Here is a 10,705-nt window from a genome sequence, read left to right on the forward strand (position 1 = left end):
GCCGGATGACCATCGATCGGGACTACCCGGCCGGCCAGGGTGCCGCGCCGCGTCCGGCCGACGCCCTGCGGCGGCTGCCGTCCGCCCTGTTCGGCAACGTCGCCGTCGCCTCCACGCTCCTGCTGCTGGCCTTCCTGGCCGCCTGGGAGTGGGGGCCCGGCCTGGTCGGGCTGCCGCCCTTCCTGATGCCGCCCCTGTCCGACGTGGTGGTCGAGACGGGGCGGATGTTCGCCACCGAGAACCTGCTGTACCACACCGCCGTCACCGCGGCGGAGACCCTGGCCGGCTTCCTCATCGGCTCGCTGCTCGGCATGGCGATCGGCTACGTGCTGGGCATGTCGCCGAAGGCGGAGTTCCTGCTGTCGCCCTACATCCTGGCCCTGCAGATCGCGCCCAAGGTGGCGTTCGCGCCGCTGTTCGTGGTGTGGTTCGGCTACACCGTGACGCCCAAGGTGCTGGTGGCCGTGCTGATCGTCTTCTTCCCGGTCATGGTCAACGTGCTGGGGGCGATCCGCACGGTCGACCCCGACCTCGTCAACCTGGCGCGCACCTTCAAGGCGACGCGCTGGCAGATCTTCCGCACCATCCAGTTCCCCGCCGCCCTGCCGCCCCTGTTCTCCGGCCTGCGCATCGCCTCGACCCTGGCCGTCATCGGCGTCATCGTCGGCGAGCTGGTGGGCGGCAACACCGGGCTCGGCTACCTGCTGGTGTTCGGCGAGGGGTCGGGCAACACGGCCATGGTGTTCGTCACCATCATCATGCTGACGATGATCGGCATCGCCGCGTACGCCGCCGTCGTCGTTGCGGAGCGGCGCGTCCTGCATTACCTCCCGCGGGCACACCGGGACGCCACGACCACGGGAGGAAGCAGTGCCTGACGAGACCCGGAACGAGGACGCCGAGCGCTACCTGGTCCCCGGCCTGCAGCGCGGCCTGGAGATCCTGCGCGCCTTCCGCCGCGACCGCACCCACATCAGCCCGACCGAGATCGCCAAGGAGCTCAGCATCCCCCGCTCCACCGTGTTCCGCCTGATGACCACCTTGGAGTACCTGGGCTTCCTCGTGCGCTCGCGCGACGGCCGCTTCTACAAGCTGGGGCCGGCCGTGCTGACGCTGGGATTCGAGTACCTGGCCTCGCTGGAGATCACCGAGATCGCCCGCGGGCCGCTGGAGCGCCTGCGCGACCGCACTGGCCTGCCGACCCACATGGTGGTGCGCGACGGGCGCGAGGTGGTGTTCGTCCTCAAGACCAACGTGCCGTCGGCGCTGGTCGGCTCGGTCAGCGTCGGCACCCGCCTGCCGGCCCACGCCACGGTGCTCGGCCGCGTCTTCCTCGCCCACATGAGCGAGGCGGAGCTGCGCGCGGTCTGCCCCGACGAGACCCTGGAGCGCTTCACGCCGCAGACCCCCGGCACGCTGGCCGAGCTGCGCGCCCTGCTGGCCGAGGACCGGCGGCGCGGCTACGCCATCAGCGAGAGCTTCTTCGAGAGCAACGTCTCGGCCATCGCCGCCCCGGTGTTCGACGACAGCGGCACCGTGGTGGCGGCGATCAACGCCATCGCCCGCGACGGCGCCGCCACCCACGAGCAGCTCGTCGACGCGGTGGCGCCGGAGGTGGTGGCCACGGCGCAGGAGATCTCCCGCCACCTCGGCCACCGCGACACCGCCGCGCTGGCCGCGGCCAGCGCCTGACCCGACCGGCGCGGTTCCGCGCCAGACCACCGACCGGCGCGGTTCCGCGCCCGATCCGAGGACCTCCGCATGATCACCGGCATCGACCGCATCACCTTCGGCGTCGAGGACATGGACGCCTGCACGCGCTTCCTCACCGACTGGGGCCTCGCCGCCGCCGGGCGGGACGGCGACGGTCTGCGCTTCGAGACGCTGGACGGCGGCGAGGTCGTCATCCGTCCCAAGGACGACCCGTCCCTGCCGCCCGCCATCGAGCCGGGACCGACCCTGCGCGAGGTGGTCTGGGGCGTCGCCGACGAGGCGGCGCTGGCGGCGGTGACGGCGCGCCTGGACGGCGTGCCCGGCTTCACGGCGGCCGGCGGGCCGCCGGGCTGCCCCGACCCGGTCGGCCTGCAGGTCCGCGTCCGGGTGAGCCGGCGCCGGCCGGTGGCGGTCAAGGGCTCGCCCCTCAACACCATCGACGACCACCCCCGGGTCGACGAGCCGAGCCCGGTCTACGAACGCGCCACGCCGGTCAAGGTCGGCCACGTCGTGCTGTTCACCGACCGCATCGCCGAGCACGAGGCCTTCTACGTCGAGCGGCTCGGCTTCCACGTCTCCGACCGCTACCCCGGCCGCGGCGTCTTCCTGCGCTGCCGCGCCCACGGCGGCCACCACGACCTGTTCCTCCTGCAGCCGCCGCAGCCCAAGGTCGGCCTCAACCACATCGCCTTCACCGTGCGCGACATCCACGAGGTGTTCGGCGGCGGCCTGCACATCAACCGCTGCGGCTGGCCGACCGAGATCGGTCCCGGCCGCCACCCCATCTCGTCCGCCTATTTCTGGTACGTGCGCAACCCCTGCGGCGGCCTGGCCGAGTACTACGCCAACGAGGACTGGGTGACCGAGAAGTGGCAGGCCCGGGAGTTCCAGCCCTCGCCGGAGATGTTCGCGGAGTGGGCGGTGCTCGGCGGCATCGACCACCAGACCCGCCGGCAGACGGCGCGCTGACCCTCGTCGCCGACCGGCGGAATGCCGAACGGCATTCCGCCGGTCGGCGGGGAAGGCGGCAGGGCTGGACAAATCTATCGGGAAGCCCGCCCGTTTCATTGTCTTTGGAGACAATCCGGTCCATTCCGTCCGCTCCCGGACCCCGCAATCGAGAAAATCGCTCCGGGTGCACAGCCGAAGCCGGGCGGACGTCAGTCGTCCCGATTCCCTATATTGCACAACCGCCGCGGGCAGCTTGCCTGCGGGAGCGGCGCTCCTCGCATATCCGTTTGACGTCTACCGGCGTCCACCGGATCACGGTACAGTGGCCGAACGAAGCTCGAGATCCGGCGTGCAGCCCGGATCCGCCTTGCGGCGGCCGAAGGCCGGCGTTCCGCCGCGGCGCGCGGCGCCGGAGAAGGAACGGGGGATGGTGGGCGGTAGCCTTGGCAGGCCGCGCGGCGCACGGTCCCGCGCCGCCACGCGAGCGGCGTCCGGTGCGGACGCCGCATCGGCAACGCACCGCCCGACCGGAGCGGTGCGCGCCGGCCGTCCCGCCGAGGTCGTCTTCGGCCCCTTCCGACTGGTTCCCCGCGCCCGCATGCTGCTGCGCGACGGCGCTCCGCTGCGGATCGGCAGCCGGGCGATGGACATCCTCCTCCTCCTCGCCGAGCGGCCCGGCGCCACCGTCGCCAGCGACGAGCTGATGGCGGCGGTGTGGCCGGGCATCCACGTCGAGAGCAACACGCTGCGCGTCCACATCGCCGCGCTGCGCAGACACCTCGGCGGTGCGGACGCCGGGCACCGCTACATCGTCAACGTCACCGGGCGGGGCTACGCCCTCGTCCTGCCGCCGGAAGCGGACGGCCCGGCCGCGACGCCGGAGGGCGCCGGCGCCGCCCTCCCGGCGCCGGCCGCCGGTCACGTCCGCCTGATCGGCCGCGACGCCCTCGTCGCCGACATCGGCCGGCGCTTGCGCGCGCAGAGGCTGGTGACGCTCGTCGGGCCGGGCGGCGTCGGCAAGACCGCGGTCGCGGCGGCGGCGGCCGCCATCGCCGCCCGCGCGGGCCTGGAGGTCGTCGCCGTCGACCTGTCGCCGCTGGTGAGCGGCGAGCTGCTCACCGGCACCGTCGCCAGCCGCCTCGGCCTGCCGGGCAACAGCTACGACGCCACGGCGACGATCCTGCGCTATCTCGCCGCCCGCCGCATGCTGCTGGTGCTCGACACCTGCGAGCACGTCGTCGCCGACGCCGCCCGGTTCGCCGCGGCGATCCTCGACGGGGCACCGCAGGTCCACATCCTCGCCACCAGCCGCGAGGCGATGCGGATCGCCGGCGAGCACGTCCACCGCGTGGACGGCCTCGCCGTGCCCGAGGCGGCCGGCGGCGATCCGTCCGAGGTGCTGGCCGCGCCGGCGGTGCGCCTGTTCGTCGAGCGCGCCGCGGCCGCCGCGGCCGGGCTGCGCTTCGCCGAGGAGGACGCCGACGCCCTGGCGGACATCTGCCGGCGCCTCGACGGGCTGCCGCTCGCCATCGAGCTGGCGGCGGCGCTGGCCCCCCGCCTCGGCGCCGCCGGCCTTGCCCGCGCGCTCGCCGACCGCTTCGCCCTCCTGACGAACGGCTACCGGACGGCGCTGTCGCGCCATCAGACGCTGCACGCCACCGTCGACTGGAGCTACCGTCTGCTGGACGAGCGGGAGCGCACCGTGTTCCGGCGCTTCGGCGTGTTCCGCGGCGCGGTGACCTGGGAGGACGCCGTCGCCGTCCTCGCCCTCGACGACCTCGACCCCGCCGCCATCGCCGCGGCCCTCCACCGGCTCGCGGCGAAATCGCTGCTCGACGTGGCGCCCGGCGGCGGCGCGGTCCGCTGCCGCATGCTCGACACCAACCGCGACTTCGCCTGGGCCGCGCTCGCCGCCAGCGGCGAGCGCGACGCCGTGTCGGCCCGGCACGCCGCGCACTGGGCGGCGCGCCTCGAAGGCTGGTCGCCGGACTCGATGGCGGGCGGCCGGCGCGGCGACTGCGACGCCATGCTGGCCGACGTCCGCTCGGCCATCCGGTGGTGCTGGGCGACGGAGTCGCGGCACCCCCTCGGCGTCCGCCTCACCCTCGCCGCCGTGCCGCTGTGGACCAACCTCTCGCTGATCGCCGAATCGATCGGCACGATCGGCCATGCGCTCGCCTGCATCGACCGGACCGCCCCGGCGCGGCGGCGCGACGTCATGGAGCTGCACGCGGCGCTCGGCGGCGCGCTGATGAACATCGACGGCGCCGGCGAGCGGGTGCACGGCGCCTGGTCCGTCGTCCGGCGCGTCGCCGGCGAGCTGGGCGACACGCGGGCGCACCGCAAGGCCCTGTGGGGCCTGTGGATCGACCGGCGCAACCAGGGCTTCGCCCGTGAGGCCCTGGGGATCGCGAAGGAGTTCGCCCGGCTCCAGGACGGCGACGGGGATCCGCTGTTCGCCCTCCTCGGCGACCGCATGCAGGGCATCTCCTGCTTCTTCGTCGGCGCTTTCGGGCGCGCCCGCACGCACATCGACCGCACGCTCGCGCGCAGCCGGGCCACCGGGCGCCGCGCCCAGATCGCCGCGTTCCAGTTCGACCAGGCGATCGCCGCCCGCTGCTTCGAGGCGCAGATCCTGTGGTTGCAGGGCTTCCCCGACCAGGCCCGCGCCGTCGCCGCGGGCAACGTCGAGGACGCCGTCGCCTGCGACCATGCGGGGTCGCTCAGCTACGCGCTGTCCGAAGCGGCGTGCCCGATCGCCCTGCGCTGCGGCCACCTCGACGACCTGGAGCGCTATGTCGGCCTGTTGCTGACCCGCACCCGGGGCGCCGGCCTGGAGATCTGGCACACCCTGGGCCGCACCTACGAGAGCTTTCTGCGCATCGGCCGGGGCGAGCGCACGGCCGGCCTGCGGCAGCTGGGCGAGGTCGTCGACGAGCTGCGCTGCGTCCGGCACGGCCCGCTCTTCACCCCGGTGCTGGGGGAGTACGCATCGCTGCTGGCGGCGGCCGGGCGGCGCGCCGAGGCGGAGCGGGCGATCGCCGAAGCCTTCGACCGGCTCCGCCGGAACGGCGAGCTCTGGTGCTCGGCCGAGCTGAAGCGCATCCGGGCCGAGCTGGCCGCCGGCGCCGGCGATGCCGCGGCGGCCGAGCGCTGGTACCGCCGCGCGCTCGCCGCGAGCCGCCGGCAGGGCGCCCTCGGCTGGGAGCTGCGCGCCGCCACCAGCCTGGCGCGGTTCCGCGCCGAACGGGGCGGGCCCGCCGCGGACGCCGCCGCGCCGCTGGCCGCCGTGCTCGGGCGTTTCACCGAGGGTTGGGAAACCCAGGATGTCCGCACCGCGCGGACTCTGCTCGCCACCCTGCGCCCGGACCCGCCACGGCCCCCTGCCGGGGCGACCGCGCGGACGCCGGGGTGACGCCGCCGGCAGCACGGCCGCCGCGGCCGGGGACGGATCCCATGACTTCCACCGCTTCCGGCGGGCCGGAGCGCTGAACACGTTCTACCCCTACCCTCCCCTGCGACGCGGGGCAAAGTCAGGACGGGAGGCAATGGGTGTGTCGGCGCCCGGCTCGACCGTATGAACCGCGAGGTGCGCGCAAGACCGGCCGCGCCGGCCGGGACGGCGCTCACACAACTTCACACCGCTTCACTCCGGTCCGGCGGCGGCGTCCGGTTAACCTCGACGCGCGCCGGCCACAACGGCCGCCGCGATTGACCGGAAGGGAGCCCGCGGATGCCCTACGCGCTCACCGTCAACGGCACGACCCATGCGATCGATGTGGATGGCGACACCCCCCTCCTCTGGGTCCTGCGCGACGTCATCGGACTGACCGGAACCAAGTTCGGCTGCGGCATCGCCATGTGCGGCGCCTGCACCGTCCACCTCGACGGCCAGGCGGCGCGCTCGTGCGTCACCACCGTCGAGGACGCCGCGTCCTCGGCCGTCACCACCATCGAGGCCGTCGGCGGCACCGACGCGGGCGCCCGCGTGCAGCGGGCGTGGCTCGAGACGGAGGTGGTCCAGTGCGGCTACTGCCAGCCCGGCCAGATCATGGCCGCCGCGGCCCTGCTGGCGGCCAATGCCGCGCCGACGGACGCCGACATCGACGCGGTGATGGCCGGCAACATCTGTCGCTGCGGCACCTATCCGCGCATCCGCGCCGCCATCAAGACGGCGGCGGTCACGCTGCTCACCGAGGAGGGACAGTGACATGGGCGCCCTCGCCAACACCCTCTCCGGCGGGCTGTCGCGCCGCTCCTTCCTGATCTCGGCGGCGTTCGCCGGCGGAAGCCTGGTGGTCGGACCGCGCCTCCCGGCGGCGGCGGACGCCGCCGGGGCCTTCGCGCCGAACCCGTTCATCCGCATCCCGCAGACCGGCGCGATCGAGCTGGTGGTGCCCTCGGCCGAAATGGGCCAGGGCGTCTACACCGGCATCGCCACCCTGCTCGCCGAGGAGTTGGAGGTTCCGCTGGAGCAGGTGCGCACCGTCGCCGCGCCGGCCGACCCGTCGCGCTATGCACACCCGCTGCTGGGCGACCAGGTGACGGGCGGCTCCGTCACCATCCGCGGCTTCTGGGAGCCGATGCGCCGCGCCGGAGCGGTCGCCCGGACGATGCTGATCGCCGCCGCCGCGCGGGAATGGCAGGTGCCCGCCGCGTCCTGCCGCGCCGACGGCGGCGCGGTGCTGCATCCCGAAAGCGGCCGCCGCCTCGCCTATGGCGCGCTCGCCCGCAAGGCGGCGCAGGAGCCGGTGCCGGAGCAGGTCGCGCTGAAGCCGGCCGACGCCTTCCGGCTGATCGGCAGGCCGCTGCGACGCGTCGATTCGCCGGACAAGGTGAACGGCGCCGCCCGGTTCGGCCTCGACGCCCGGCCCCCCGGCCTCGCGTTCGCGGCCCTGGCCATCTGCCCGACCTTCGGCGGAACCCTGAAGGCGGTGGACGACGGCGAGGCGCTGCGCGTCAAGGGCGTGCGCCAGGTCGTGCGGCTGAGCGACGCCGTCGCCGTCGTCGCCGACCACACCGGCGCCGCCCGCAAGGGGCTGGCGGCGCTGCGCATCACCTGGGACGCCGGGCCGAACGGCGGCCTCACCACCGCCGAGCTGGAGCGCCGTGCCGACGCGGCCATGGCGGGCGAGGCGCTCGTCGCCCACGACAGCGGCGACGTCGCCGGCGCCGAAGCGGCCGACGGCGCCCGGGCCGACGGCATCGACGCCGTGTACCGCCTGCCCATCCTCGCCCACACCGCCATGGAGCCGATGAACTGCACGGTGCACGTGCGGCCCGACGCCTGCGACGTCTGGGTCGGCACCCAGGTGGCGGGCCGCGCCCGCCAGGCCGCCGCCGACGTCACCGGGCTGCCGGTCGAACGCGTGGTCGTCCACAACCATCTGCTGGGCGGCGGCTTCGGGCGGCGCCTCGACCACGACGGCGTCGTCATGGCGACCCGCGTGGCGCAGCACGTGGACGGGCCCGTGCAGGTGGTCTGGAGCCGCGAGGAGGACATCCGCCACGATTCCTTCCGCTACCTCAACCTGAGCCGCCTCACCGTCCGGCTCGGCCCCGACGGCATGCCGGTGTCGTGGCGCCACCGCGTCGTCGGCCCGGCCATCATGGCCCGGTTCCTGCCGATCCTGTTCAAGGACGGCATCGACCTGGACATAACCGGCGGCGCCGAGAGCCCGTACGACATCGCCAACAAGCGCGTGGAGTACGTGCGGCACGAGGGGCCGGAGGGCATGCTGACCGGCAACTGGCGGGGTGTCGGCCCGACCCGCAACGCGCCGGCGGTCGAGGGCGGCATCGACGAGGCGGCGCACCTCGCGGGGCAGGACCCGGTCGCCTACCGGCGCCGCCTGCTGAGCGGCAATCCGCGGCTGCGCGCCGTCCTGGACCTCGCGGCCGAGCGCGCCGGCTGGACGACGCCCCTCGCCCCCGGGCGCGGCCGCGGCGTCGCCGTGCTGGCCGATTTCGGGAGCTTCGCGGCGACGGTCGCCGAGGTGCGCGTCGACGGCGACGGTCGCCTGCGCGTCGAGCGCATCGTCTGCGCAGTCGACTGCGGGCAGGTCGTCAACCCGGACATCCTGCACCAGCAGGTGGAAAGCGGCGTCGTCTACGGTCTGAGCGCGGCGCTCCATGGCCGCATCACCATCGCCGGCGGGGCCGTCGTCGAGGGGAACTTCGACGATTCGCCGGTCCTGCGCATCCACGAATGCCCGGCCATCGAGGTCCACGTCGTGCCGAGCACGGAGCCGCCGGGCGGCGTCGGCGAGCTCGGCACCCCCGGGGTGGCGCCGGCCGTCCTGAACGCCGTCTTCGCCGCGACCGGCCGACGGCTGCGCACCCTGCCCATCGACATCCGCCAAGTCCGGAGGGCGTGACCATGCCGCATCCCCTCTCACCGGCGCTGGCCGTGGTGGCCGCGGCCGTCGTCGTCCTCGCCCCCCGCCCCGGCGCCGCCGACCCGGCGGCGGGAGAGCCGGCGCGCCCGCTGGAAAGCGTCGCCGCGTTCCAGTCCATCGAGGACACCCGCGCCCGCTCCCGCGCCCTGTTCCTCGAGGCCGCCAAGGTCATCACCGACGCGCGCTGCATGAACTGCCACCCCGCCGACCGGCAGCCGACCCAGGGCGACGACATGCACCCGCACGTCCCCTTCATGCAGGCGGGAAGCGCCGGGCGCGGCACCGACGGCCTCACCTGCACCGCCTGCCACCGCGCGGCCAACACCGCCATCGTCGGCAGCCGCCTCGGCTCGGTCCCCGGCAGCGCGCCGTGGCTGCTGGCGCCGGCGAGCATGGCCTGGCAGGGGCTCACCGTCGGCGGCATCTGCGCCCAGTTGAAGGACCCGGCCCGCAACGGCGGCCGGTCCCTGGCGGAGATCCAACGGCACCTGGCGGAGGACCATCTCGTCGGCTGGGCCTGGCATCCCGGCCCGGGGCGCCGTCCCGCCCCGGGCAGCCAGGCCGGGTTCGGCGCGCTCGTCGCCGCCTGGATCGACACCGGCGCGGAGTGTCCGCCCTGAACCGTCCGGCGCGATCGCCATCGCCCTGTTCCCGCCGCTGACCGCTCCGGTCGGCGCCCCCCGGTCGGGCCGCCCGCCACCGCGGGATTCCGCGCCGGACCGGTCCCGGCGCGGAGCGCCGCCGGCCCGCCGGATTCCGTTTGCTCGCTCACCCAACAATGTCTATTGTATGCACAAGACATGACGGGGGGCCGGGAGACTCCGGGATGGCGGGCAGGCTGGCGGGAAAGCGGGCGTTCGTGACGGGGGCCGGACAGGGGATCGGCCGGGCGGTGGCGCTGGCCTTCGCGCGCGAAGGGGCCAGCGTGGTCGCCGCCAGCCGCACCGCCGCCAAGATGCAGGACCTCCCCGGGCTGGCCCCGGCCATCGAGGCGGTCGCGCTGGACGTCACCGACGGGCCGGCGGTGGCCGCCGCGGTGGCGGCGGCGGGGCCCCTCGACGTGCTGGTGAACACCGCCGGCTGGGTGCACAACGGCACCATCCTGGACTGCGGCGCCGAGGACTGGGCGCGCAGCTGGGACCAGAACGTCACCTCCCTCTACCACACCATCCGCGCCGCCCTGCCGGCCATGCTGGAGCGCCGGCGCGGCAGCATCGTCAACGTGGCCTCGGTGGCGTCCAGCATCACCGGCGTGGCCAACCGCGCCGCCTACGGCACCTCCAAGGCGGCGGTGATCGGGCTGACCAAGGCGGTGGCGCGCGACGTCATCGCCGCCGGCGTGCGCTGCAACGCCCTGTGCCCCGGCACCACCCATTCGCCCTCCCTGGAGGAGCGCATCCAGGCCAGCCCCGACCCCGAGGCGATGCGCCGCCAGTTCGTGGCGCGCCAGCCCATGGGACGGCTCGGCACCGTGGAGGAGATGGCGGCCGCCGCCGTCTATCTCGCCAGCGACGAATCCGCCTTCATGACCGGCAGCCTTCTCGTCGTCGACGGCGGGCAAACCCTGTGAGATACCGTCACGTTGAGCAAGCCCTATTTTCAGGGGGCGAGCTTTGGTTCGAAGGGCTTTCGGGCCTTGGCGA

At 74.6% G+C, this 10,705-nt stretch carries 8 protein-coding genes; all 8 read left to right on the forward strand.

Annotation, left to right across the window (positions count from 1 at the left end; translation table 11 throughout):
* Nucleotides 1–5 precede the first annotated feature (5 nt).
* The 8 genes from ACSBPG_RS28835 to ACSBPG_RS28870 all read left to right on the forward strand — a co-directional run bounded on the left by ACSBPG_RS28835 (nt 6) and on the right by ACSBPG_RS28870 (nt 10,632).
* Complete coding sequence (locus ACSBPG_RS28835) at nt 6–878, forward strand: ABC transporter permease (protein ID WP_435540700.1); 873 nt, start codon at nt 6–8, stop codon at nt 876–878.
* The gene (locus tag ACSBPG_RS28840; protein WP_435540701.1) at nt 871–1,692 is read left to right on the forward strand and encodes an IclR family transcriptional regulator; all 822 of its coding nucleotides are present in this window, start codon (nt 871–873) and stop codon (nt 1,690–1,692) included. Before ACSBPG_RS28835 ends, ACSBPG_RS28840 begins: the two co-directional genes overlap by 8 nt.
* 69 nt (nt 1,693–1,761) lie before the next feature.
* The gene (locus ACSBPG_RS28845; protein ID WP_435540702.1) at nt 1,762–2,682 is read left to right on the forward strand and encodes a VOC family protein; all 921 of its coding nucleotides are present in this window, start codon (nt 1,762–1,764) and stop codon (nt 2,680–2,682) included.
* 517 nt (nt 2,683–3,199) lie between these two features.
* A complete protein-coding gene (locus tag ACSBPG_RS28850) occupies nt 3,200–6,079 on the forward strand; it encodes an ATP-binding protein (protein ID WP_435540703.1) in 2,880 nt (959 codons plus the stop codon).
* 318 nt (nt 6,080–6,397) lie between these two features.
* The gene (locus ACSBPG_RS28855) at nt 6,398–6,874 is read left to right on the forward strand and encodes a (2Fe-2S)-binding protein (protein WP_435540704.1); all 477 of its coding nucleotides are present in this window, start codon (nt 6,398–6,400) and stop codon (nt 6,872–6,874) included.
* A 1-nt stretch (nt 6,875) separates the two neighbouring features.
* Nucleotides 6,876–9,041 (forward strand): molybdopterin cofactor-binding domain-containing protein, encoded by a 2,166-nt coding sequence (locus ACSBPG_RS28860; RefSeq protein ID WP_435540705.1) that lies wholly within the window; start codon nt 6,876–6,878, stop codon nt 9,039–9,041.
* A 2-nt stretch (nt 9,042–9,043) separates the two neighbouring features.
* The gene (locus ACSBPG_RS28865) at nt 9,044–9,682 is read left to right on the forward strand and encodes a hypothetical protein (RefSeq protein WP_435540706.1); all 639 of its coding nucleotides are present in this window, start codon (nt 9,044–9,046) and stop codon (nt 9,680–9,682) included.
* A gap of 206 nt (nt 9,683–9,888) precedes the next feature.
* The gene (locus tag ACSBPG_RS28870; protein WP_435540707.1) at nt 9,889–10,632 is read left to right on the forward strand and encodes an SDR family oxidoreductase; all 744 of its coding nucleotides are present in this window, start codon (nt 9,889–9,891) and stop codon (nt 10,630–10,632) included.
* Nucleotides 10,633–10,705 lie beyond the last annotated feature (73 nt).

Origin of the sequence: Azospirillum sp. ST 5-10, assembly GCF_051225715.1 — a bacterium.
Lineage (GTDB): Bacteria > Pseudomonadota > Alphaproteobacteria > Azospirillales > Azospirillaceae > Azospirillum.

Excerpts from the sequence above, each read along its gene's own strand:
- ACSBPG_RS28835 (WP_435540700.1), top strand. The coding sequence starts at position 6 with ATGACCATCGATCGGGACTACCCGGCCGGCCAGGGTGCCGCGCCGCGT.
- ACSBPG_RS28845 (WP_435540702.1), top strand. The coding sequence starts at position 1,762 with ATGATCACCGGCATCGACCGCATCACCTTCGGCGTCGAGGACATGGAC.
- ACSBPG_RS28855 (WP_435540704.1), top strand. The coding sequence starts at position 6,398 with ATGCCCTACGCGCTCACCGTCAACGGCACGACCCATGCGATCGATGTG.
- ACSBPG_RS28860 (WP_435540705.1), top strand. The coding sequence starts at position 6,876 with ATGGGCGCCCTCGCCAACACCCTCTCCGGCGGGCTGTCGCGCCGCTCC.
- ACSBPG_RS28865 (WP_435540706.1), top strand. The coding sequence starts at position 9,044 with ATGCCGCATCCCCTCTCACCGGCGCTGGCCGTGGTGGCCGCGGCCGTC.
- ACSBPG_RS28870 (WP_435540707.1), top strand. The coding sequence starts at position 9,889 with ATGGCGGGCAGGCTGGCGGGAAAGCGGGCGTTCGTGACGGGGGCCGGA.